At 68.2% G+C, this 23657-nt stretch carries 20 protein-coding genes and 1 pseudogene; 11 read left to right on the top strand and 10 right to left on the bottom strand.

Annotation, left to right across the window (positions count from 1 at the left end; translation table 11 throughout):
• Window positions 1–7: 7 nt before the first annotated feature.
• The 3 genes from H074_RS31880 (at window position 8) to H074_RS31870 (ending at window position 3619) form a co-directional block, all read left to right on the top strand.
• Entirely contained in the window at window positions 8–1891 is a 1884-nt protein-coding gene (locus tag H074_RS31880; protein WP_007034207.1) for an OmpL47-type beta-barrel domain-containing protein, read from the top strand.
• A gap of 359 nt (window positions 1892–2250) precedes the next feature.
• Window positions 2251–3114, top strand: coding sequence for a sigma-70 family RNA polymerase sigma factor (locus H074_RS31875; protein ID WP_007034206.1), 864 nt, complete (start codon window positions 2251–2253; stop codon window positions 3112–3114).
• Between the two features lie 28 nt (window positions 3115–3142).
• Window positions 3143–3619 carry a carboxymuconolactone decarboxylase family protein gene (locus H074_RS31870; RefSeq protein WP_007034205.1) on the top strand — a complete coding sequence of 159 codons (477 nt, stop codon included), beginning with the start codon at window positions 3143–3145 and terminating at the stop codon, window positions 3617–3619.
• A 66-nt stretch (window positions 3620–3685) separates the two neighbouring features.
• Here H074_RS31870 and H074_RS31865 read toward each other — a convergent pair whose 3' ends face one another.
• Window positions 3686–5431 (bottom strand): BCCT family transporter, encoded by a 1746-nt coding sequence (locus tag H074_RS31865; RefSeq protein ID WP_007034204.1) that lies wholly within the window; start codon window positions 5429–5431, stop codon window positions 3686–3688.
• A gap of 329 nt (window positions 5432–5760) precedes the next feature.
• Window positions 5761–5904, bottom strand: coding sequence for a hypothetical protein (locus H074_RS41165; protein ID WP_167333187.1), 144 nt, complete (start codon window positions 5902–5904; stop codon window positions 5761–5763).
• 86 nt (window positions 5905–5990) lie between these two features.
• Between H074_RS41165 and H074_RS31860 the strand changes: the two genes are divergently transcribed.
• Entirely contained in the window at window positions 5991–6947 is a 957-nt protein-coding gene (locus tag H074_RS31860; RefSeq protein ID WP_007034203.1) for a GlxA family transcriptional regulator, read from the top strand.
• Between the two features lie 151 nt (window positions 6948–7098).
• On the opposite strand, the gene H074_RS31855 is transcribed toward H074_RS31860, so the two are convergent.
• Window positions 7099–7287 (bottom strand): hypothetical protein, encoded by a 189-nt coding sequence (locus H074_RS31855; RefSeq protein ID WP_007034202.1) that lies wholly within the window; start codon window positions 7285–7287, stop codon window positions 7099–7101.
• Window positions 7288–7792: 505 nt separating this feature from the next.
• On the opposite strand from H074_RS31855, the gene H074_RS31850 reads away from it, so the two are divergent.
• The 3 genes and pseudogenes from H074_RS31850 to H074_RS41755 form a co-directional block, all read left to right on the top strand.
• Window positions 7793–8356, top strand: a complete 564-nt coding sequence (locus tag H074_RS31850; protein ID WP_007034201.1) for a TetR/AcrR family transcriptional regulator — start codon at window positions 7793–7795, stop codon at window positions 8354–8356.
• A gap of 20 nt (window positions 8357–8376) precedes the next feature.
• Window positions 8377–9573, top strand: a complete 1197-nt coding sequence (locus tag H074_RS31845; protein WP_007034200.1) for an FAD-dependent monooxygenase — start codon at window positions 8377–8379, stop codon at window positions 9571–9573.
• Between the two features lie 46 nt (window positions 9574–9619).
• Window positions 9620–9736: pseudogene (locus tag H074_RS41755) on the top strand (IS30 family transposase); the annotation flags it as partial.
• Between the two features lie 95 nt (window positions 9737–9831).
• Here the strand turns inward: H074_RS41755 and H074_RS31840 are convergent.
• From H074_RS31840 to H074_RS31820, 5 genes are all read right to left on the bottom strand, one after another.
• Window positions 9832–11088: an HNH endonuclease signature motif containing protein gene (locus H074_RS31840; RefSeq protein ID WP_007034199.1), complete on the bottom strand. Its 1257-nt coding sequence runs from the start codon at window positions 11086–11088 to the stop codon at window positions 9832–9834.
• Window positions 11089–11345: 257 nt separating this feature from the next.
• A complete protein-coding gene (locus tag H074_RS31835; protein WP_007034198.1) occupies window positions 11346–12332 on the bottom strand; it encodes a 3-oxoacyl-ACP synthase III family protein in 987 nt (328 codons plus the stop codon).
• Window positions 12329–14134 carry a ThiF family adenylyltransferase gene (locus H074_RS31830; RefSeq protein ID WP_007034197.1) on the bottom strand — a complete coding sequence of 602 codons (1806 nt, stop codon included), beginning with the start codon at window positions 14132–14134 and terminating at the stop codon, window positions 12329–12331. Before H074_RS31830 ends, H074_RS31835 begins: the two co-directional genes overlap by 4 nt.
• Window positions 14135–14457: 323 nt before the next feature.
• Window positions 14458–15207 carry an SDR family NAD(P)-dependent oxidoreductase gene (locus H074_RS31825; RefSeq protein WP_007034196.1) on the bottom strand — a complete coding sequence of 250 codons (750 nt, stop codon included), beginning with the start codon at window positions 15205–15207 and terminating at the stop codon, window positions 14458–14460.
• Window positions 15195–16385, bottom strand: a complete 1191-nt coding sequence (locus H074_RS31820; protein ID WP_007034195.1) for a glycosyltransferase 87 family protein — start codon at window positions 16383–16385, stop codon at window positions 15195–15197. The genes H074_RS31825 and H074_RS31820 overlap by 13 nt, the downstream gene beginning before the upstream one ends.
• A 135-nt stretch (window positions 16386–16520) precedes the next feature.
• On the opposite strand from H074_RS31820, the gene H074_RS31815 reads away from it, so the two are divergent.
• The 4 genes from H074_RS31815 (at window position 16521) to H074_RS31800 (ending at window position 20968) form a co-directional block, all read left to right on the top strand.
• Complete coding sequence (locus tag H074_RS31815) at window positions 16521–17426, top strand: AraC family transcriptional regulator (RefSeq protein WP_007034194.1); 906 nt, start codon at window positions 16521–16523, stop codon at window positions 17424–17426.
• A 78-nt stretch (window positions 17427–17504) separates the two neighbouring features.
• Window positions 17505–18347 (top strand): dioxygenase family protein, encoded by an 843-nt coding sequence (locus tag H074_RS31810; RefSeq protein WP_007034193.1) that lies wholly within the window; start codon window positions 17505–17507, stop codon window positions 18345–18347.
• Window positions 18348–18539: 192 nt separating this feature from the next.
• Window positions 18540–19883: an erythromycin esterase family protein gene (locus tag H074_RS31805; RefSeq protein ID WP_039923759.1), complete on the top strand. Its 1344-nt coding sequence runs from the start codon at window positions 18540–18542 to the stop codon at window positions 19881–19883.
• A 119-nt stretch (window positions 19884–20002) separates the two neighbouring features.
• On the top strand, window positions 20003–20968 hold the full coding sequence (locus H074_RS31800) for a sporulation protein (protein WP_007034191.1): 966 nt from the start codon (window positions 20003–20005) through the stop codon (window positions 20966–20968).
• A 71-nt stretch (window positions 20969–21039) separates the two neighbouring features.
• Here H074_RS31800 and H074_RS31795 read toward each other — a convergent pair whose 3' ends face one another.
• Together H074_RS31795 and H074_RS31790 are read right to left on the bottom strand one after the other, a co-directional pair.
• Window positions 21040–22245 carry an acyl-CoA dehydrogenase family protein gene (locus H074_RS31795; protein ID WP_007034190.1) on the bottom strand — a complete coding sequence of 402 codons (1206 nt, stop codon included), beginning with the start codon at window positions 22243–22245 and terminating at the stop codon, window positions 21040–21042.
• A gap of 187 nt (window positions 22246–22432) precedes the next feature.
• On the bottom strand, window positions 22433–23629 hold the full coding sequence (locus H074_RS31790; RefSeq protein WP_007034189.1) for a GNAT family N-acetyltransferase: 1197 nt from the start codon (window positions 23627–23629) through the stop codon (window positions 22433–22435).
• Window positions 23630–23657 lie beyond the last annotated feature (28 nt).

Genomic DNA, 23657 nt, shown 5'->3' with positions numbered 1-23657 from the left:
CCCTGCGATGTCCCCAAGAACCCTCGTCGCGGCGCTGCTCGCCGCGGCGCTCGCGATACTGGGCCTGGTGCTACCGAGCTCGTCCGCCCCCGCCGTCGCCGCACCCGTCCAGACCCTGGAATGGACCGCGGGCGCCAGCACCGACCACTACCTCAGCGCGCCGTCCACCGCGGTGGCCGGTGAGACCACGATCCTGTTCAAGAACACCGAAGCGCTCGGCTCGACGATGTCGCACACGCTGACGTTCGACACCTCGACCGAGGGCTACAACCATGACGTCAACCTCAACATCCTCGCCAACCCCTACGACGAGCAGAACGGCGAGCACCAGGCCACGGTGACGCTGACGCCCGGGAAGTACCGGTACTACTGCACGATCCAGGGGCACAGCAAGATGGTCGGTGAGCTCGTCGTCACCGACGGCGGCGGTGCGGACACCACCCCGCCGACCGTGACCGCGAACGTGACCGGCACCAAGGACACCGCCGGGAACTACGTCGGTTCCGCGACGGTGAACCTGTCCGCTTCGGACAGTCAGTCCGGAGTGGACAAGGTCGAGTACCAGCTCGACAGCGGCGCCTGGACGGCTTACACGGCACCCGTCGTGGTCTCCGCCGCCGGTTCGCACATGGTCCACTACCGCGCTTCGGACAAGGCGGGCAACGTTTCGCCGGAAGGGATGTCGTCGTTCAGCGTCGTCACCGGGCAGCCCGGCGACACGACACCGCCGACGGTGACGGCCGAGGTGACGGGGAACAAGGACGCTTCGGGCAACTACCTCGACACCGCCACCGTGAAACTCACCGCCACCGACGCCGGCTCCGGCGTCGACAAGGTCGAGTACAAAGTGGACGAAGGCGCGTGGACCGCGTACACCGCTCCGGTCGCGGTCTCCGCACCCGGGATGCACATGGTCTCCTATCGCGCCTCGGACAAGGCGGGCAACGTCTCGCCGGAGGGCATGGCGCACTTCACGATCGTCAGCAGTGACACCACCGCGCCGACGGTGACGTCCGAGGTGACCGGTACCAAGGACGCCGCGGGCAACTACGTCGGCAAGGCGACCGTGACCCTCACGGCCACCGACGCCGGTTCGGGTGTCGGCAAGGTCGAGTACAATTTGGACGGTGGCCCCTGGCTGACGTACTCGGCGCCGCTCGCGCTGACCGTCGTCGGCGCGCACACGGTGAACTACAAGGCGACCGACAAGGCGGGCAACGTCTCGGCGGAAGGCACGGCGACGTTCACCATCGTCGAAGGCGACGACAGTACCGCACCGGTCGTCTCGGTGGTGGTGAGCGGTGATCTGGACGGAAGCTGGTCGTACATCGAGGACGCGACCATCAACCTGACCGCGACGGACACCGGGTCCGGCGTCGACAAGATCGAGTACAAACTCGACGGTGGGGCCTGGACGGTCTACACCGTGCCGGTGAAGGTGACCGCGCTCGGCACGCACACGCTGACCTACCGCGCGTCGGACAAGGCGGGCAACGTCTCGGCGGAACAGGGCGGCGCGTTCACCATCGTCGCCGCGCCGCCGGGCCCGGACGCCTGCCCGGACTCCGACGTCCGGGACACCGTGATCCTCGGGACGGCGGACAGCCAGGTCGAGAACCGCGACACCGGCAACGGCTGCACGATCAACGACGTGATCGACGACGAGTCGGACTACTCGTCGAACGACCAGTTCGTGACCTACGTGCGGGCCGTGACCCAGGAACTCCTCGACCGCGAGATCATCTCGTCCGACGAGCGGAACCTGATCGTCACGGCGGCGATCGACTCCGGCATCGGCGGCTCGACCGCCGAGCCTGAGCCACAGAAGCGGCCGGAGACGAAGAGCCCCGGCATGAAGAAGGTCGTGAAGACGCCCATCCGGGACGTCTGAGCTGATGGTGAAGGCCCGCATTCAGTCCTCTGAATGCGGGCCGCACCTTCGTACGCGACCTGCCGCCGGTTGCCATGTCGAGTGCGGTGAAGGGGTCTTTCCCTGTATGCGATGCGGGGAAGGACCCCTTCGCTTCTGCCTGGGTGACGTGACACCGCACTCGCGTGATCAGGGGCGGAACTCACGTGATCAGACTCCGCATGCCCGAGTGCGGCGTCCAGTCACGCGAGTCACGTCTCTGATCACGCGAGTCACGCCTTCGAGCCCTGCACCGACGTCTCCACCGCTTGCGGTCGGTTACCTTTCTCGCGCCGCGTTCGTCATGTCCATGACGGGTTCGGCGCGAGAAAGGTATCGACATGACCGGCGAAGCCCTGGCCAGCGCGTTCGAGGAGCAGCGTGGACGGCTGGTGGCCGTGGCCCAGCGGATGCTCGGCTCGCGCGCGGACGCCGAAGACGCCGTCCAGGAGGCCTGGCTGCGACTGGCCCGCCAGGACGCCGACACGATCGACAACCTGTCCGGCTGGTTGACCACCGTCGTCGGCCGCGTCTGCATCGACGTCCTGCGCTCCCGCAAGACCCGCCCCGAGGACTCCTACGACGAGCCGCCCGAATTGCTGGTGCTCGAGGACTCGCCGGAGGAAGACGCGCTGCTCGCCGAATCGGTCGGGGTGGCGCTGGTCGTGGTGCTCGACACGCTCGGCCCGGCCGAGCGGCTGGCGTTCGTGTTGCACGACCTGTTCGCGGTCCCGTTCGCCGAGGTCGGCGAAATCCTCGGCAAGTCCGCGGACGCGGCCAAGATGCTCGCCAGCCGCGCCCGCCGGAAGGTGCGGGGACAGCCTCCGGCCGACGAGCCCCAGCAGCGTGCCGTCGTCGACGCGTTCCTCGCGGCCGCGCGCGAAGGGGACTTCGAGGGCCTGCTGGAGATGCTCGACCCCGATGTGACGTGGCGTTCGCGGACGCGGCACGGCGAGATCGTGCGGCTGGGCGCGGCCGAGGTGGCCACGCGGGTCCAGCGCGGGGCTCGCGCCGCCGTCAGCACGCGTGCCGCGCTGGTCGACGGCAAGCCGGGGGTCGTGTCGTGGAGCAGGACGGGCAAGCTGCTGGGCGTCATGACTTGCACCATCGTGGACGGCCGCATCGTCGGAATCGACTCCGTGAGTGACCCGCGTCGCCTCGCGGCCATGGGTGTTACCTCCCGGGAGTCCTCCTCGTCGAAGTAAGTGAACACCGACGAGAAGGAGAAATCCCATGCAGGCAAGGCTGGAAGTCTTCAAGACCGCTCTCGCGCCGAAGCTGGTGAAGCATCTCGTGGCGGCGGGGAGGCTCCTCGAAGGCAGTGAAATCCCTGCGGCGACAAGGGAACTGGTGAACATCCGGGCCAGCCAGATCAACGGTTGCGCCGGCTGCCTCGACATGCACACCAAGGACGCCGCGGAAGCGGGGGAGACGGCCGTCCGGCTGAACCTGGTCGCGTGCTGGCGGGAGGCGACGGTCTTCACCGAGGCCGAGCGCGCCGCGCTGGAACTCACCGAGGCCGGCTGCCGCATCGCCGACAGCGCCGGCGTCACCGACGAGGTGTGGGAGGCCGCCGCCAAGCACTACGACGACGAGCAGCTCATGGCGCTGGTGACCCAGATCGCGCTCATCAACGCCTTCAACCGGCTGAACGTCATCACCCGGCAGCCCGCCGGCGACTACACGCCGGGCCAGTACGCCCACCACTGAAGTACATGAAGGCCCCCATCCTGTAGCTAGGCGCAAGGATGGGGGCCTTCATGTACTTCCTGGGACTCAGGAGCGCTGCTTCGCCCGTCCGAGGATGCGACGGCGGCCATGGCCGTTCGTGCGTTCCTCGTGCAGTTCCTTCAGCGACAGCATCATCGCGTCTTCCTGCTTCATCAGCGGGTCGTTGCGCAGGTCCTTCCAGACCGATACGCACAACCCGACCATCACGAACACGAACGGCACCGCGATCAGGATCGTGAGATTCTGCAACCCGGTCAGCGCCTTGTCCCCGCCGACCAGCAGCATCACCGCCGCGACGGCGCCCATCAGCACGCCCCAGAAGATCACGACGTTCTTGCTCGGGTGCACGCTTCCGCGCTGGGACAAGGTGCCCATCACCACCGACGCCGCGTCCGCGCCGGAGACGAAGAAGATGGACACCAGGATCATCACCAGGATCGCGATCGGCACGAACCACGGCAGGGTTTCCAGCAGTTTGAACGTCGCCGACTCGGCGCTGCCCGCGCCCGCGATGTCCGTCCCCGCCCGTTGCCTGCTGATCGCCGCTCCGCCGAAGATCGCGAACCAGATCAGGCTCACGACGCTCGGGATCGCGATGACACCGAAGATGAACTGACGGATGGTGCGGCCGCGGGAGATCCGCGCGATGAACATGCCGACGAAGGGCGTCCACGAGATCCACCACGCCCAGTAGAAGACCGTCCAGCCGCCGAGCCACGTCTGCATCTCGTCGCCGCCGGTCATCCCGGTGCGGCCGGACATCTCGGCCAGTTCGCGGAAGTAGTCGCCGATCGCGCCCGGCACGATGTTGAGGATCAGCACGGTCGGCCCGACCACCAGCACGAACACCGCGAGTACCGCGGCGAGCACCATGTTGATGTTCGACAGCCACTGGATCCCCTTGGCCACACCGGACACCGCCGAGGCGATGAACGCGATGGTGAGGATCGCGATGATCGCGACCAGCAGGCCGCGGCCGGGGTTGTCGATCCAGCCGACGGCACCCATACCGCCACCGACCTGGAGCGCGCCGAGTCCGAGGGAGGCGGCCGAACCGAACAGGGTGGCGAAGATCGCCATGATGTCGATCGCCTTGCCCAGCGGGCCTTCGGTGCGCCGCTTGCCGATCAGCGGCGCGAACACCGAACTGATCAGCTGGCTGCGGCCCTTGCGGAAGGTGCTGTAGGCGATCGCGAGGCCGACGACGGCGTAGATCGCCCACGGGTGCACGGTCCAGTGGAACAACGTCGTCGCCATCGCGGTGTGGACGGCTTCGTCGGAATTCGGGGCCGCGGTGCCCGGAGGCGGGCTCGCGAGGTGGGAGACCGGTTCGTACACGCCGAAGAACATCAGGCCGATGCCCATGCCGGCGCTGAACATCATCGCGATCCACGACGACGTCCGGAATTCGGGCAGTTCCTTGTCCCCACCCAGCGGGATCCGGCCGTAGCGGCTTATGGCCAGACAGACCGCGAAGAGCACGAAACCGCTCGCGGTCAGCACGAAGGCCCAGCCGCCGTAGGGGATCACGGCGTCGTTCAGCAGGGTCGACGCGACATTCGCCAGGCTGTCCGGGGAGAGCACACCCCAGACGATGATCGCGAGCGCGAGCACCGCCGCCACACCGAAAACCGTCCGGTCGGTCGCGGCGGGTCGTTCGGCGGCGAGGTCGAGCGGGACGTGCTCATCGGGCGGGTGGCCCGGACCTGTCGTGTCCGGTGCGTGGGCGAGGTCCGCCGCGGTCTCCGCGACAACCTCTTCTTCCGCTTGTTTGCCGTCCTGCGAACTCATGTTTCAGCCACGCGCCGATGACAGCGCGATCTCCTTCCGCCCGAGTTAACCCGTTTGCACCACTGCACCCTAACCAGAAAACTGGTAACCGGCAGAAAATGCGGGCGGAGAGGTTTAAACCGCTGATTGTGGGTCTGACCTCGGCGGATGCGGGCTTCGTCGGCGATCCCGGCGGGGAACGTGGCGCTCGTGACACCGGACGGTCAGGAGATCGGCCGAGTTTCTCGCAGAGTGCCCTGTTGAACTGCGGTTCTCCGGCCCGCAGTGACCTCAGGTTCCGGCCGGCAGTTTGTTCCAGGGTGGTGAGCGGTCCGGCGAGTCGAGGGAGCTCAGACCATGGCACCGCCTCTCCAGAAGGGGCGGCCGAGCGGGTCGCCGCCGGACGCGGTCGGGCGGCCCTGCCGCGTGTGGTTGCGCTCCAGCAGGTAGGTGACGAGGGCGATCAGGGCGAGGGTGACGATGATTGCGGTCATGGCAGTAATTTTGCGCCGCTCGGCATCCTGCCAGAAGTGGCAGTTCTGTCGTTGTGCATCAAAATCCTGCCAGCTATGCTCCGGTCATGCTGAAGAGCGTCGCCGTGGTGCTGCTGGACGACTTCGCCGCCTTCGAGTTCGGCGTCGTCTGCGAGGTGTTCGGCCACGACCGGACGGATGACGGAGTGCCGCTGCTCGACTTCCGCGTGTGCGGGGAGCGGGCGGGGAAGCCGCTCAGTCTCGGGCACGGCCTCAAGGTGACCCCGGAACACGGCCTCGAAGCGACCGAGGACGCGGACCTCGTCGTCGTCCCCGCCTGCGACGTGCGCGAGGAGTATCCGCTCGCGGTGCTCGAAGCGCTCCGTGCGGTTTCGGCGCGGGGCGCGACGCTGCTTTCGGTCTGCACCGGCGCGTTCGTGCTGGGCGCCGCGGGACTGCTCGACGGGCGGAAGTGCACGAACCACTGGCGGCACAGCGACCGGTTCCGCAAGCGATTCCCCGAGGCCCGGCTGGACCCGGACGTCCTGTTCGTCGACGACGGCGACATCATCACCAGTGCGGGCACGGCGGCCGGCATCGACGCCTGCCTGCACCTCGTCCGGCGTGAACTCGGGTCGGCCGCGGCGACCGCCATCGCGCGGCGCATGGTGGTGCCGCCGCAGCGGGAGGGCGGGCAGCGCCAGTTCGTCGAGGTGCCGATCCCGGAGTGCACCGGTGACAACCTCCAGCCGGTGCTCACCTGGATGCTCGACACCATCGCCGACGAACATCCCGTCGCCGACCTCGCCCGTCGCGCGCGGATGTCCGAGCGCACGTTCGCTCGCAAGTTCGTCGCCGAGACGGGCACCACGCCGCATCGCTGGCTTTCCACGCAGCGGGTGCTGCACGCGCGGTCCCTGCTGGAGGAGACGTCGATGGGCGTCGACGAGGTCGCGCGCCGATGCGGTTTCGGCTCGGGAGCGCTGCTGCGCCACCACTTCCACAAGGTGGTCGGGGTTTCCCCGCAGGACTACCGCCGGACCTTCGCGCCGCAGCGCGTGTAGTCCACAAAGGATGACAACGCGGCTCAGGCGGAGCTTTGTCCCACAGCCTCGAAGATGTCGTGGGTCAACACGACGGCGCCCTCGGTGAACCCGTTGATGAGGATCTTCCGGCCGTCGGGAAGGACGCTGGTGGCGGAGGAGGGGACCGGTCCTAGTCCTTCGGCTTCTTGTTGAACAAACCGAGAGACTGGGCGAAGGCTGCACCGCCGGCCAGGAAGACGAGCGGCAGCGTCTTGGCCCAGAAGGCGCCTGCTTCGAGCGAGATGAGCAACGCGAGGAGCCCGCCCGCCAGTGCGGCCAAGACGAGCATTCCCAGTGCGACGCGGGGTTTCGAGACCATGTGTCCTCCAAGGGGTTCGGAAGAGCAAGCCTGGCGTCGGCATTGACGCGGAAAGAGGTCATTTTTGCCGCGTCCGGAATTTCAGGGGGTTCAGCGGAGTACGGCGTGCAGCGTGCCGCCGGGCAGGCGACCCGTCGCGTGGACGACGACCCTCGGGCCGGGCCGATCTCCGCGCGGTCGTGCCTGGCCGGTGGGGCGGTGATCTCTGCGAGCCGTCCTCGGCGATGCCCGGGCGAAGCTGATCGCGGTCGCCTCGGTGACTCAGGTGCTCTTCGTTGATGAAGACAGGGAGGGACAACGGAAACTGAAGACTGTGGTGCGGCAGGACCAGATTGATCAGCGTGCGCCATCTGTACCCGTCCGGTTTCGCCGTGGTGCGTTCCCTTCTCGTCGGCGACGGAACTGTGGGGAGCGGACGACGCCGTGACCACCGAGTTTGCGCGCCGGACGGACCAGGGCATACGATCAGGGCAGTCGTACAGGACGAACGCCCTAGGAGGCGGCGGTGGCAGGTTCTCCGGCTGCGGAACGTGGTCAGGTCGCCCGGCGGCGGCTACTCGAAGCCGCGGTCGCGTTGGTGCCCGAGCTCGGCTGGTCCGCGGTCAGTACCCGGATCCTGGCCGAACGCGCGGGTGTCACGCCGAGCGTCGTGCACTATCACTTCCCCTCGTTGCAGGCCTTGATGATCGAGGCCGTGCTGGGTGCGATGCGCGAGGTCGCCGTCGCTTTCGAACCGGCGCTGGAAACCGTCGAGACGCCGGCGGAAGCGGTGGACCGGCTGCTGGCCTCGGTCGGCGAATATTCCGGCACCGATCCGATGTCGTTGCTGTTCACCGAGGCCTACCTGGCCGCGACCCGCGATGACACCTTGCGCCAGGGCATCCGCGAGCTTCTCGCCGATTTGCGCGCCCGGTTCGGCGGTTGGCTGGCGGAACGTGGCGTGGCCGACGCCGAGGGCACGGCCGCGGTGCTTTTCGCCACGGTGGACGGGCTGCTGCTGCATCGCGCGCTCGAACCGGAATCTGGCGGCGAGGTGCCCTCCGCGGTCCTGCGCAGGCTGGTCGGCTGAACCGAAAGGGAGGAACCCTGATGAAGGTGGCGATCTGCGGTGCCGGGATCACCGGACTGGCGCTGGCGCACCGGCTCGCGACGCTGGACGTCGAGGTCGTGATGCTGGAACGTGCGGCGGGGCCGCGAGAACAGGGCTACATGATCGACTTCTTCGGCCCTGGGTTCGACGCGATCGAGGAGATGGGTCTGCTCCCTCGGGTCGAAGACGTGGCGTACCGGGTGGACGAGGCGAGTCTGCTGGACGACCGCGGCCGCCGTCGGGCGGCGATCGACTACGTCCAGTTCGCGAAGTCGTTGCGGGGCAGGCTGTGCAGCATCATGCGGCCCGACCTGGAACGCGTCCTGCGTACGAATCTTCCATCCACAGTGGACGTCCGGTTCGGCGCCGGGGTGACGGGAGTCGAGGATCTCGGCGACCGCGTGCGGATCACCTTGACCGATGGCGAGGTGGTCGAAGCCGATCTGCTGGTCGGTGCCGACGGGATCCATTCGACCGTGCGGCGGCTGGTCTTCGGTGAAGAGAAAAGATTCCTGCGTTACCTCGGCTTTCACACGGCGGCGTTCGTCTTCGAGGACGAGGAGATCCGCGCACGGGTGGGGGAACGGTTCTGCCTGACCGACACCGTCGGGATGCAGATGGGTTTCTACGGTCTCCGCGACGGCAAGCTCGCGGCGTTCGCCGTGCACCGCGCGACAGACCCGGCCCTGCCGGGCGACGCGCGGGCGGCACTGCGCGCGACCTATGGTTCGCTCGGCTGGGCGGTTCCCAAAGCACTCGATCTCTGCCCGCCACCCGGTGAGGTGTACTACGACCAGGTCGCGCAGATCGAGATGCCGTCGTGGAGCCGCGGCCGGGTCGTCCTGGCCGGTGATTCCTGCTACGCCGTCTCACTTCTCGCCGGTCAGGGCGCTTCGCTCGGGATCGCGGGCGCTTTCGTGCTGGCCGAACAACTCACCCGGGCCCCCTCGATCGAAGCCGCGTTCGCCGAGTACGAAAAGCTGGTCCGGCCGGTGGTGACCGAGAAGCAGCAGGTCGCTCGCCGAGGTGCGCGATGGTTCCTGCCCGCGAACCGGCTCCTGCTCCAGGCGCGCCGAATTTTCCTACGTGTGGCAAGGCTTCCGGGACTGGAACGAACACTCGCGACCGCCGTCACGGGCAAGTCGGCGGCGCTGGTGACGAATCTGAGGCACGGGACCGAGATCCGGAGCCGGTGAGTCGGCCTATGTCCTGAGGCTTTCCGAGGATCCCGATCTCCGACCGCCTGCCGAAGCCGACGATCGAGCGATCCCAGAACACGGGAAAGGCGATCTGATCATGGGCAGAGACAGCGGTTCGACGATCGGGACCCTGGCCGAGTGCTCGACCCGGGTCTGCCTCTGCCTGGCAGCAAGGACGCCACTACGGTCGCCTAGGCAATGATTCACCCGGTCGAATGCCTCAACCAAGGATTTCGGAGGTTCGCGCGGTTCGGCCTATGCCCTGAGGTGCATGTTGTTGCGTCTGGGTTCTCCTGTGGGGTCGAGGTAGGCGGGGGCGGTGAATTCGGGGAGTCCGTCTTGGGCGATGCGGACTTTCCATTCGCTGTGGTGGATGAGCCGGTGGTGCTTGGTGCACAGCAGGACGAGGTTGTCGATCTTTGTTTCGCCGTGGTGGCGCCAGAAAACGATGTGGTGGGCGGTACAACGCGGCACTGGCATGTCGCAGCCCGGGAAGGCGCAGTCGCCGTCGCGGATGGTGAGGGCGTATTTCTGGGCGAGGGAGACGGTGCGTTTGGAGCGGCCGATGTCGAGGGGTTCGCCTGCGGTACCGAGGACGCCGGGGCGGACGCGGGCGTCGCAGGCGAGGATGCGGGCGTCGGTGGCGCTGATCGACCCCACGAGATCCAGGTGGGCTTCGCCGAGATCGTTGATCAGGTCCTCGTAGGACATGGTCACCAAGATGTGCGTGGCCTCGCCCGCTTGGCCGGGAAGGTTCCGGCTGGTCGTCTTGAGTCGGACGTAGTCGGTGAACGCATCGCCGTAGCGTTCATCGTGGGTGCGGGAGTCCCTGATCCCGTCGATGGCTTTGTGCGGTTTGGCCATCGGATCCAGGTCGGACTTCAGTCGTGCGTAGGTTTCGAGGTCGAGTCGCGCTTTGAGGCCGAGGGTGCCGTCGCGGTGCTTGACGAACCGCAACTCCGGACAAACGTCCTTCGGATCCTCGTTGCGGGGCTCTTTCCCGTCGGGGTCGAGTTTGTCGAGTAGGCGTCGTCCGGCTTGGGCGATGGCGCGGGGCCCGGCGTGGCGGGCGAGGTCCACCAGGATCTTCTCGCCGCCTCGCACGTCGTCTTCGGGAACGGTGGAGGGGATGCGGGCGAGTGTTCGGATGATCGCGTCGATCTGCGAACCGCCGATCGCGCCTTCCGCGGCGGCGTCGGCGGTCAACGGAGCCAACGGAGGTTCAGTACCGCCGCCCACCGCCACGCCGGGATACAAAGCCAGGACCCGATCAGCACGCGCCTTGGCTTCTTTGTCCGTCACATGGAAGTCCTCGTAAATCATCGCCACCAACGTCGAATGGCCACTGCAGCCACGAACCCCGCGCGCGTTGATCTCGGCGAGTATCGCGTTCTGTTCGGCATCCAGTTGGCGTTTGAGGACTTCGATCTCCTGTTTACGGGCGTGCAGCGTCGCCGTATCGACGCGCCACCACTCGGTGGGCGTCTTCTGGGGTGCGTTGTCGCTGGCCACGAACGTAACGCTACCCGCGTTCGAACACCTGTGCTATCACGCGTTTATGTGGCACCTGCATGTGCTATTTCCTTCGATAGAGGGTGTAATGCCAGCAGGTGCTCGTGAGTGGAGATTCGGGTTATTGAGGGGTAAGGCAAAGGTGGCTTTCGCGACGTTGGCGGTGGCGGGGCGCATGGTCGGCCCAGGTTCTCGTGAGTGGTAAGGACGGTTCTAACCGTCCTTACCACTCACGAGGTTTGCCACCAGGACGCGCCCTAAGCCCTGAAGCACAAAGTGCCCCACTGGAAACCCGCCCCGATCGCCGACACGACGAAGGTGTCGCCCGGCCGCACCATGCCTGCCGAGAAACCCTTGTGCAGAACGGTGAAAACGCCGGCCGAACCGGTGTTGCCGAGCGTGTCGACGGTGATCGGAGCACGGTCACGCGGCACGCCGAGTTTGTCCATCGCCGCCCGCACGATGTTCAGATTCGCTTGGTGGACAAAGAAATGGCTCACCTCGTCCACGGTCAGCCCAGCCTGGGCGGTGGCGTTCGTGACGCTGTCGGGCAGGCATCGGGTGGCGGTGTCCCAGACGGCCCGGCCGTTCATCTTGAGGTAGTGCCGCCGGTCCGCGAACGTCGTCGCCCCGGCGGGCTGCCGTGAGCCGCCGGCCGGGATCTCGACGTCGTAGGACAGTTCGGCGCCGAAGTCCCAGCCGAGCAGGCCGGTGCCCGGTGTCGTCGCCTCGGTCAGGACGGCGGCACCCGCGGCATCGCCGAAGAAGACCCGGGTGGTGCGGTCCTCCGGATCGGTCACGCGGGACGCGCAGTCACCCGCGATCACCAGGACCCGTTTGGCCGCACCGGTTCGCACCAGCAAGGAACCGAGGAACAGCGCCTGGACACCGTTCGCGCAGGCGGCCTGCGTGATGTCGAAGGTGAGCGCTCGGAACGCGCCGAGCGCGTCCTTGACGATCAGGGCGGTCGACGGCAAGGGCTGGTCGTAGGTGTAGGTCGCGACGATGATCGCGTCGACGTCCCTCGCGGCACAGTTCGCCGCCGCGAGCGCGGGAAAAGCGGCGGCCACGCACATGTCCGAAGTGGCGAGATCCGGGGCGAGCCAACGGCGTTCCCGGATCCCGGTGCGGTGGACGATCCACTCGTCGGAGGTGTCGAGCGTTTCGGCGAGCCGCCGGTTGGTGACGACGTCCGAGGGCAGGTGGACGCCGGTGCCGGCGATCCGCACGGGCAGCGGGATCATGCGACGGTGCTCCGCTCCGGGGCGATCTGCCGGTCGAGGTCGGTGTAGAACCGGCCGGACGCGCACGGCAGGCCGAGCAGGATGCGCCGCGCTGCCTCGCCGCACAACGCACCGCCCAGCGCGACCCCGGAGGCCAGCTGCGGCCAGCTGCTCAGGGTGCGGCCGAGTTCGCCGAAGGAGGCGGCCAGTTCCGGGCTGATCCGGTCGGCGTCGACCATGGCCAGGATCAGGTCTACCTTTTCCTGCCGGCTCAGGTCGGTGACGTCCACGGACTTGATGTCGCCGAGCAGGCCGTGCAGCAGCGGACGGTCCGGCTCGAGGTCGAAGCGCTCGACGTCGAGCATGCCGCGGTCGTTGCAGTCCATGACGACCGGGACGCGCAGATCGCGCGCGTACTCGCGGGCCGCGACCTTGACCCACGGGGTGTCGCACTCCTCGATCAGGAGGTCGATCGCGCCCTGCCCGCCGGTGAAGAACGCCTCGATGTTGTCCTCGGTCAGGCCGCCGCGGTGGATCTCGATGTCGAGGTACGGGTCGATCTCGAACATCTGGCGCGCCGACAGGACCGCTTTGTTGACACCGAGTTCGTGCACGCCGGCGCGCAGCCGGTTGAGGTTCGAGAGGCTGAAGTCGTCGAAGTCCGCCAGTTTGAAGGCGCCGCCGATGCCTTCGAGGGCGAAGGTGAGCGCCGCGCTGTTGCCGACCGAAAGGCCGATGATCCCGATCCGCTTGCCGAGCAGACGGCGCTGTTCGGGCCGGTCGATCTTGCCGCGGTTGCGATCCGTGCGCACGAGCCGGAACTCGTCGCGCGGCAGGACGTGCACGAGCCGCCGCGACCACGGGTACCAGACCCAGGTGCCGTACTCCCAGGTCTCCAACCCGGCGAGCTGTTCCCGTTTCCTGACCTCGATTTCGGTCTCGTCCCGGCACGACGGTTCCCGGCTTCGGACCAGTTCGGTCAGTTGCTCGTCGACGGTGTCGTGGATCTCGCGGACGTCGCCGTAGGTCAGCAACGCCGTCAGGGCTTGGAAATCCATCGCGTTGCGGGGTGTGAGCAGGGTCGGGCGCCACAGGTCGCGGTCGGGCCCGGGGGCCGTGGTGAGCCCGGCGGGCGCGGGCCTGCCCGGCGACGCCTCGGCGGTGGCGAGGGCAGGCGTGGAAGCGGCGATCCGGGGGAATTCGTCCCGCAGCCGGGTGACGAGATCGTGGTGCCGCCCGGCGCCGTCGGCGACGCGGTGGAACATGATCACGACGTCTTCGGTGTACTGCTCGACATAACGGCGGGTGCCCGGCATCGCGCGGAAACCGAACTGCTCGTGAAACCGGTCCTGGCCGTCCTTCGTGCCCGAAGTGCCGATCATGGCGCGGGCGCCGAGGTGGTGCGCGGCGCCGATCGCGAGCGCGTTGAGGTACTGCCCGAGTCCGAGCTTCCGGGACCGGTGCTCGACGACGAGCCTGCTGTGCTCGAAGACCTGACCGGGTTCGACGCCTTGTGCGGCAAGCAATTCCTCGTACCGCTCGACGCCGAGGTAGGTCCGTGACTGAAAGTTTTCGCCGGTGGCCGGGGTGGAGAGCCGGATGTAGCCGAGCGGCGGACCGTCCGGCCGCTGCCGTGCGATGAAGTGCCAGGCCCCGAAGTCGAGGTCCTGGTCGTCGATGTGCGCACCGTCCGCCCGGCGAAAGGCCGGACGGCGGCCGCGATCGAACAGGATCCGCGCGCGGAGTTCGCGCACTGAGTCGAGCAGGCAGGTGTCGGCCCCGAGGAACGCGGTCACGATCCACGGGTGGCTGAGATCCGTCAAGTGATGCCTTTTCTGGGGAAATTGCCGGGAATCGGCGAAATAATCGTAGGAGAAGCCAGGAAACACTGCGGAAACCGGACTGGCACGGACTGTAGCAGTGTGGCGACGGAGCGTCTTCGTATGTATGCCGCGGCCTGCTGTACGCACGAGCGAGTGCGGCAATCGTTTACCGCCACGGCGATCGACAATCCGTCACGGTGAAGGAAATCAGATCTGATGAAGCCCGCCGGAATTCCCACCCGATGGTGTGTCGGGCTGTTTCGCAGTGAGAGCAAGCCATTCCGCGACATGTGGCGGAGTTCACAGCAGAGCGGCGTCCGTCATCACCAGGTGGGACGCGCGGAGACGCCCCCGTCCACGGTCAGGTTGTGCCCCGTGATCCACGACGCGAGGGGCGAGGCGAGGAACAGGCAGGCGTTCGCGACGTCCTCGGGGGTGCCGAGCCTGCCCAAAGGCGCGGCCTGTTCCCAGCGGTGGACGCCTTCCGGCCAGTCGTCGCCGAGCCCCCGGCGGTCGATGAGGCCGGGGGAGACGGCGTTGACGCGGAGGCCGCGCGGTCCGTATTCGAGCGCGGCGGCGCGGGCGTGCATGACCAGGGCGGCCTTCGCGCTGCTGTAGTGCGCGTGCCCCGGCGCGGGATGTGCCGCTTCGATCGAGGCGATGTGGACGACGCTGCCGCCGTCCATCACCTCGGCGGCGGCCTGTGTGCACGAGAACGCGCTGGTGAGGTTCGCGTCGAGGACGGCGCGCCAGGTATCCGCCGACATCCCCGCGAGCGGCTCGACCGGCTGCACGCCGGCACTGTTGACCAGGGTGTCCAGCCGTCCGGTCCAGGCCGCGGCGGCGGCCACGAGCCGTCGGCATTCGCCGTCGTCGGTGAGGTCGGCGGCGAACGCGGCGGCGGTACCCCCGGCCGCCTCGACGTGGTCGACGACGGCGAGCGCCGATGCCTCGTCACGGTGGTAGTGCACGGCGACGGCGCTGCCCGCTTCGGCGAAGCGCAGGGCGATGCCCTTGCCGATGCCGCCGCTGGCACCGGTGACGAGGGTGGTGGTGCCGGTCAGGTCGAGCATCGAGGTCGCTTCTGTGGCGCGAGGACACCTGCGACGACAAGGAAGACCAGACCCGCGAGGACGTAGCAGTTCCCCAGCCACTGCTGGGCGGTCGTCCATGTCTGGCCAGGCCGGTCGAAGGCCGGGAAGTACCGGAACGGCGCCGCGACGAAGATCGTGGCGACGACCCCGGTGACGGCGAGCCAGGCCAGTGCCCTGCGGTGATCCCGCCGCCTGTGCACCGCGCAGGCGGCGGTGGTGAACAGCGCCGGGGCGATCCACACCCAGTGATGCGACCACGACGTCGGCGAGATGAGCAGGGCGAACGTCGCGTTCAGCAGCAGCGCCGGCACCGCGGCCGAGCGGTACATCGTCAGTGTCACCAGCACCAGCAGTACGCCGGTGAGGACGATCCACAGCGGCTTCGCGGCGGACTCGACACCGAATCGCGCCAGCACGGCCTGGAGGGTCTGATTGGTGTGGAACGAGGTGCCGCTGATCCCGGACGCCCCGGCGAGTCCGCCGAACCAGTAGCGCGCGGAGGCCTCCGGGGCGACCGCGAACGCGACGGCCGACGCGGCCACGAAAGTGCCCATCGCGGTCAGAGCGCCGCGGAAGTCCCTGCGTATCAGGAAGAACAACAGGAACGCCATCGGCGTCAGCTTGACGGCCGCGGCGAGACCGACACCGATGCCGCGGTAGCGGCCCCGCGCCAGCAGGCAGTCGGCCGCGACGAGGCCCATCAGCAGCAGGTTGATCTGGCCGAAGCCGAGCGTCTGGCGGACCGGTTCGAGGAAGAGCGCCGGCGTGATGGCCAGCGACGCGACGAGCAGCGCCTTCCGCCGGTCCCCGGACGGCCGCAGCGTGCGGGCGATCGCGTAGAAGGTGATTTCCAGCGCGGCAAGGCTCAGCGCGAACAGCAGGAGCACCGCGCCGGTCCACGGCACCAGCGCCAGCGGGGTGAGCACCAGCGCGGCGAACGGCGGATAGATGAACAGCAGCGGGATACCGGCGTCGGAAAGCGGCAACGCGCCATAGAGGTCGCCGCCGTTCCACAGGGTGTCGACACCGAAGCGGTAGATCTCGAGGTCGCTGTGGGAAGCGCCCGTCGTCGCCCAGGCCACGGCGCACGCCGGCACCAGTGCGGCGAACGCGCCGAGCGACCACCGGGCCCGGCCGCGCGACTGGATGGAAGACATCGCGTGGTGACCCTTCGGACGTGCGTCGATGATCTCGACTGTACCGGGAGGGTGAGAAGCGACTTCCGTCGGCAGTCAGCGCACCACGAATTGGTCTAGACTTTTGCTTCCCAGTGTGGTGAAAGGGACCGGTCCATGCGCGGAACGACGGTGTTGCCCAGAACGCCTTGCCTGAAACCGAAGGCGGGGGAACTGCCACTGCATCGGCTGGAGGTCCGCGCGCCGGACGCCCTGCCGTTCACGGTCGGCACATTCGACACGATCGGGCCGATGTCGCGGGCGGCGTTCCCGCATCGGCACACCTTCTACGAAATCGTCCATGTCACCGGCGGTACCGGTGACCACGTCATCGATTTCACCCGCTGGGAAGTGGGGCCACCACAACTCGCGGTCATAACACCGGGGCAGGTGCATCATTGGGATGCCCGCGATCTCAGTGGATTCGTCGTTTTGTTCACCGACGATTTCCTGCTCGAACATCCGTCGGATCGCGAAACCCTGCGAAGGCTCAGTCAACAGCCGTGGCGACTCGACGAGCGCGCGGCCGAGGAGACGGCGCGGCTGATCGCCGAACTCGACGAGGAATTCCGTTGTGGCGGTCAGGGTACCGATTCGGTGCTGCGGGCCCTGATGCACGTGCTGATCGTGCGGGCGGGACGGCTTCCGGGACTGGCGGATCCGCGTCCGCCCGCCAGAGCGCAGGCGGTGGGCACGGAATTCGCCCGCCTGCTCGGCAGACCCGATCTCGGATTGTGGTCGGTCGGCGCGCTCGCGCAACGTATCGGTGTCACGCCGGGATATCTGACCGACGCGGTGAAAACGGCGACCGGCCGGACGGCGGCACAACTGATGCGCGAGGCCAGGACACGGGAAGCGAAACGGTTCCTGCTCGGCACGGATCTCACCGTGCGGCAGGTCGCCAGCCGGGTCGGATTCGCGGATCCCGCCTATTTCTGCCGGTTTTTCCGGCGGGAAACGGGGCTGAGCCCCGGCGATTATCGCCGGACCGGTGACGCGCCCCCGGAGATTCACCACGACTGACCAAGTCAGTCCATCGTCCGCAGCTGATCTTCTCCATACCGTCGAGGGTGATTCCCGAAGCCCCCACGAGGAGCAGGTATGGACGAAGAGAACAAGCTCAGCCGAAAGACTGTGCTGAAGGCCGCGCTCGCCGCGGGTGTGGCGGCTCCGGTCGCGTTGATCGGCGGTCCCGCACTCGCGCGCACCACCGTCGCGAACGGCCAGGCACCCGAGCTGACCCCGGCCTGTGACGACGGTGACGACCCGACCCCGCCGCAGACCGAAGGTCCTTATTTCAAGCCGAATTCCCCGCAGCGCACCTCGCTTGTCACGTCGGGGACGCCGGGGACGAGGCTCACCGTGTCCGGCTATGTGTTCGGGCTCGGCTGCCTGCCGATCGCGCGGGCGCTGCTGGACTTCTGGCAGGCGGACGTCAACGGCGCCTATGACAACGTGGGGTACACCTTCCGCGGTCACCAGTTCACGAACGACCAGGGCGCGTTCTCGCTGAGCACGATCGTGCCCGGCCTGTACCCCGGTCGTACGCGGCACATCCACGTCAAGGTCCAGGCCCCCGGCAGGCCGGTGCTGACCACGCAGCTCTACTTCCCCAACGAGCCGCGCAACAACACCGACACGATCTTCGACCCGCGGCTGCTCATGACCGTGCGGGACGTGGGCACGGCCAAGGAGGCCGCGTTCGACTTCGTGCTGAACGTGCCGCAGACGCCGACGTCGACCTCACGGCCGACCAGTACGACGCCGACGACGTCGACTTCGACCTCCAACCCGCCCGGCGGGACGACCTGGGCGGCGGGAACCGGCTATTCCGCGGGCGCCCGGGTCACCTACAGCGGTAGCGGTTACGTGTGCTTGCAGGCGCACACGGCCCAGCCCGGCTGGGAGCCGCCGTCGACACCCGCGTTGTGGCGCGCGGAGTGACGAGCAGCCGCTGCGGAGGGAGATAAACGCGGGTGGACTCCCGCCGCCGGACCCACACCCCGGTGGCGGGGTCCACCCGCTCTTCGCGGGGTGGGGGTTTTCCCCACCCCAAGTAGGAGCTTTGCTGCAGTGCGCCGACCCCGGTCCGCGGACGATGATCGTCTTCGACATCGGAGCGAAGGGGTGAACGGTATGACAGAGAACCGGAAGCGGTGGGGCAGGCGGGGACTGGTGGCCGCCGCGGTGGTGGTGACGGGAGCGGTGCTCGCTCCCGTGGCGAGTCCTGCTTTCGCGGACGAGGCGGCCGCGGCCCGGCTGGACCCGGTGCGGTCGCTGGACAGGGCGGCGCATCCGCTGCGTTCGACCGAACCCGGCCGGAACACCGCCGATCTGCGGGCCCTTGGCGGGATGATCGGTGGCGCGAAGGTGGTCGGCCTCGGCGAGGCGACCCACGGCTCCCACGAGTTCTTCACCATGAAGGAGCGGGTGTTCCGCTATCTCGTCGAGGAGAAGGGGTTCCGGGCCTTCGCGCTCGAGCTGAGCTGGTCCGCGGGCCTGGAGATCGACGAGTACGTCCAGACCGGCAAGGGCGACGCCCGGGAGCTCGCGAAGCGGACGCTGGCCGGCTCCCCGTGGGACCGCGAAGAGTTCGTGAGCCTGATCCGGTGGATGCGCGACTACAACCGCGCGCACCCGGGCCGCACTGTGCACTTCGTCGGCGACGATCTCGGCGCGCCTTCGGTGAACGACGCTTTCTTCGCCAGGATCACCGACTACTTGCGGCAGCACCATCCTGCGGCGCTGGCCGAGCTGAATCGGCTCTACACCGGCCTTCGCCCGATCGACGACGCGTTCGTCTACCTCCGCAAACCGCTCGACGAGCGGCAGCGGCTCGCCACCCAGGCGGAGCAGGCCTTCGAGCTGGTCAAGGGCCTCACCGGCGCGGACGCCTACGACTGGACCGAGCAGCACGCCCGGTTCGTCGCACAGACCGCCCGCTTCCTCGCCGTCGACCTCTCGGACCCTAAGTCGCTGCCCACCGCGCAGATCCTGCGGGACAAGGCGATGGCGCAGAACGTCGCCTGGTGGCAGCGGCGGACCGGCCACAAGGTCCTGCTCTCCGCGCACAACGCCCACGTCGCCTATCTCCCCGACCTCCCGGCGATCTACCCGAAGACCCAGGGCGCCTTCCTGCGCGAGACGCTGGGCCGCGACTACCTGCCGATCGGGTTCAGCTTCGACCGGGGTTCCTTCCTGTCCAAGGACACCGCGGTCGGCGGGGAATGGAAGCCGTTCTCCGTTCCTGCCGCGCCGTCCGGATCGAACGAGCACACCCTCGACCGGGTGCGGTTCGAGGACTTCTACCTCGACCTCCGCACCGCGCCGCCCGCCGCTCGAACCTGGCTCGACGCCGCCCGGCCCACCCGCACGATCGGCACGCTGTTCCCCGTCGACCCCGCGGCCATCTCGCTCGGACGGTCCTACGACGTCGTCATCCACCTGCACGACGTCCGCCAGGCCGATCTGAGAAGGTAGTGACGTCGCGCCCGTTTAGGGGTTTTTAACCCGGTTCTCCTGGCGTGCCGCGACGGATCTCGGTAGTAGTCGAAGTGTTCCGGTGCCCCTGTTCCAGTACCCAGTGGAGGAAATCCCTGATGTTCAAACGGATGCTCAGCGCCTTCGGGGTCGGCGGTCCGTCCGTCGACACCGTGCTCGACTCACCGCACGCCGTTCCCGGCGAGGTGATCACCGGCCAGGTCCGCATCCAGGGCGGTTCGAGCGACGCCCAGATCGAGGAGATCCTGCTTTCGCTGGTCACCCGGGTAGAGGTCGAGCACGGCGATCACGAGCGTGCCGGGACCGCGGAGTTCCTGCGGGTCAGCGCGGGCCGCAAGGTCAAGGTGACGGCGGGGCAGCCGACCACCGTGCCGTTCCGGATCGCGTTGCCGTGGGAGACGCCGATCAGCGCGGTCGGCGGCCGTGAGCTGCCGGGCATGGTCGTCGGCGTGCGGACCGAACTCGTCATCGCGGGCGCGCCGGACAAGGGCGACCTCGATCCGGTGCTGGTCGGTCCGCTGGAATCGCAGGACCGGGTACTGGAGGCGTTCGGCGAGCTGGGCTTCTCCTTCCGCAGCGCCGACGTCGAAGCCGGGCGGTTGCACGGTGTCCGGCAGGAACTCGGGTTCTTCCAGGAGATCGAGTTCTTCCCGCCGTCGCGCTACGCCGGCCGCGTCAGCCAGGTCGAGCTGACCTTCGTCGCGAGCCCGGACGACCTCGTGGTGGTGCTCGAGGCCGACCGGCGCGGCGGCATGTTCCGCTCCGGCGGAGACTCCTTCGGCCGCTTCCACGTCTCGCACGAGGAGGCCCTGCGCACCGACTGGGCCGCGGCCATCGACGGCTGGCTGGCCAAGGTCGCCGAGTCCGGCGGCGGGCACGCCATGTTCGGTGGGCACCAGGAGCACTACGGCCACGACTACGACCACCACGGTCACCACGGCAGGCGTGGACCCGGGATGGGCGGCGTGGTCGCCGGTGCCGCGGCCGGTGTGGTCGGCGGCATGATCCTCGGCGAGGTCATGGAGGACGTCTTCGACGGCGGCGACGAAGATTTCGAGGAGTGATCCGGCTCCTGGGCACACCGGAACCGGTGTGCCCAGGGGTCACCGTCCTCACCACTCAAGACCGGCCGGGCTCAGGTGTACCAGGTGGGCTGCGGGAGTTCGTTCAGCAGTGCGTAGGCACCGACTTCGCGGCGCTTGTAGGCCACGGGATCGTGCAGCGAATGGGTGCGCAGATTCCGCCAGAAGCGATCAAGGCCGTATTTCGTGGCGCTCGCGCGGGCACCGGTCAGCTCGAAGATCTTCGAGCCGATTTCGAGTCCGGTGTCGATCGCGCGCTGTTTGGCGGCGGCGATGAGGACCGCGATCTCGCCGCGAGCCTCAGGGGTGAGCTCTTCGCGCGGCGCGTGCAACACGGCCGAGATCGCCGCGCCGACCTTGTCCGCCAATGCCTCGGCGGCCCACAGCTTCGACTGGAGATCGCCGTAGCCCTCGAGGATGTACCACTCTTCGCCGGCGGATTTCTTGTTGTCGCCGCCGTACGGCCACGCGCGGGTGTGCTCGCGCGTGTATGCCAGCGCGGTTTCCAGCGCTCCCTGCGCGATGCCGAGGTAGAAGTTGGTGAAGACCAGCTGGATCGCCGGGACGTTGAGCGTGTTGTAGGTCGAGGGGCGGAACTTCTTGTCGACGTAGCCCGCCGCGCTCGCCCACGGGACGCGCACGTCGGTGATGGTCACGCTGCCGGATTCGGTGAGCCGCTGACCGATGTTGTCCCAGTCGTCGTGGAAGACGATACCGTCCTGTGTGGACGGAACGATGGCGAAGATGTGGTCCTCGGTGCCTTCGAGGACGCCTTCGAGCACGGTCAGGTCGGAGACCTTGCCGCCGGTGGAGAACGACTTGTGTCCGTTGTAGACGATCTCGTCGCCGTCCTCGGTGATCTTCAGGTCGGAGTCGCGGGGGTTGACCGCGCCGCCGAACACGAAGTTGCTCCGCGTATACAGTTCTTCGACCGCGGCGATCTGGTCGTCGGTCGCCACCAGCCGCGCGGCCCAGGCCCAGAGATAGTGGTAGCCGAGCAGCTGGCCGATCGAGCCGTCGCCGCGCGCGACCTCGCGGATGACGCGATAGGCGGTCTCCCAGCTCTGGCCGCCACCGCCGTGCTCGACCGGGCCGAGCAGCGTCACCAGGCCGGAATCCTTGAGCAGCCGGACTTCCGCGTAGGGCGTTTCGTTCTTCCGGTCGCGCTCGGCCGCGTCCACCGCGAGTTCGGCGGCGACCTTCTTCGCGGCGGTCAGCCATTCACTGGCGGATCGGACCCGGTTCTCGGTCGTGGTCATGGGCGAATTCCGTTCTGTGCGAGGGCGAACGGGAATTCCGGGCAGGGCGGAGCGCCCGGAATTCCCGGGTTTTCCCGAAAGTGAGCGGACACTGCTTCAGGCCGTACAGAGCATGCGTCCGAGTAGAGCAGTGGCACTACGGGGTGTCAACGAACGTCCGCGCTCTGAGACCGTGCTCCTCGCGCGATCAGAACCAGTGCAGGCAGTGCGGCGCTCGCTCGGTACGGAAGAGAGTGTCGGCGAGCGCGGCCGCGTCCGGGTGATGGGCGCGGATGTGCCCGGCCCGCACGAGCGTGCTCGGCGCGGTGCCGCCGAGGTAGATCGAGCCGAGGTCGCTCACGTCCAGGGACAGGTCGGGTTCCCGCTCCGCCGGGACGCAGTCCGCCTCGCCGTTCCGGACGGTGAGCAGATAGCGGCCGTGCTCGCCGAGCGCCGCGTCGTCGACGTCGAGGACGATCTCGCCGTCGGTGGACCAGCCGCGTGCGGTGAGCGCGCGGGGGATGTCCAGCAGCCGCACCCAGAGCCAGTCCGTGTCGCCGCCGACTTCGCCGGCGCGGAAGTCCTCGAGCTGCCACCGCAGCGGATGGTCGGGCGGGCAGTGCTTGAACACGACCTCGCTGATCAGGTCGTGTCCGAGCAAGAACCGGGCCAGCGCCGTGGAAACCTCGTCGTCGACGGCGATGGTCTCGTCGACGGTCAAGGTGCTGGGTTCGGTGAGTGAGTAAGAGGCGTACCCGTCCGGGACGCCCTCGGCGTCACGGTGAACGGCGATGTGGCGCGGAGTGCGGGAGATCGGCGGCTGCCCGGCTCCCGCCTCCCACCAGCGGTGCGGCCGTGACAGCGCGCCGGGCCGGGCCCGGCGATACCGGTCGTAGATCTCCTCCAGGATCTCGCCGCACTCGGCACGGCGCAGCACCTCGATCGAGCCGGCGGCCGCCCCGCCTGCCCGGGGGACGGCGAAGGCGGCCTGATGGCGCTGTACCGTCAGACGCCGGGTGTAGGTCGCCGGCCCGTAGCCGAACCGGCGGTAGATCAGGGCCTCCGACGCGAGCAGGACGGAGAGGAACTCGCCCCGCTCCCGGAACTCGGCGAGCTGATGCCGCATCATCGCGCTGAGCACGCCTTGCCGCCGGTGCGAAGGAAGGACGCCGACGGCGGTCACCCCGGCGGCCGGGACGACGACCTCACCGGGCAGGGTGAGCTCGAAGGAATACGCGGCGGCCGTGCCGACGGGCCGCCCCTCCGCCGTCATCGCGAGCAGGCCGCGGTCCATTTCGAGTGCGGACCAGGTCTCGGCCGCGGTGTCCGGGAAACGGGCGAAAGCGGTGAACATGGTGTCGACGAAGACGTCGTAGTCCTCGGCGGTCGTGGAACGGATCTTCATCGGCCCAGTGCATTGCCGTTCCCGCGTG

The sequence above is a fragment of the Amycolatopsis decaplanina DSM 44594 genome (genome assembly GCF_000342005.1).
Taxonomy (GTDB): Bacteria; Actinomycetota; Actinomycetes; order Mycobacteriales; family Pseudonocardiaceae; genus Amycolatopsis; species Amycolatopsis decaplanina.
Note: the sequence above shows the minus strand (reverse complement) of the source record. Positions and strands in the feature narration are given on the sequence as shown.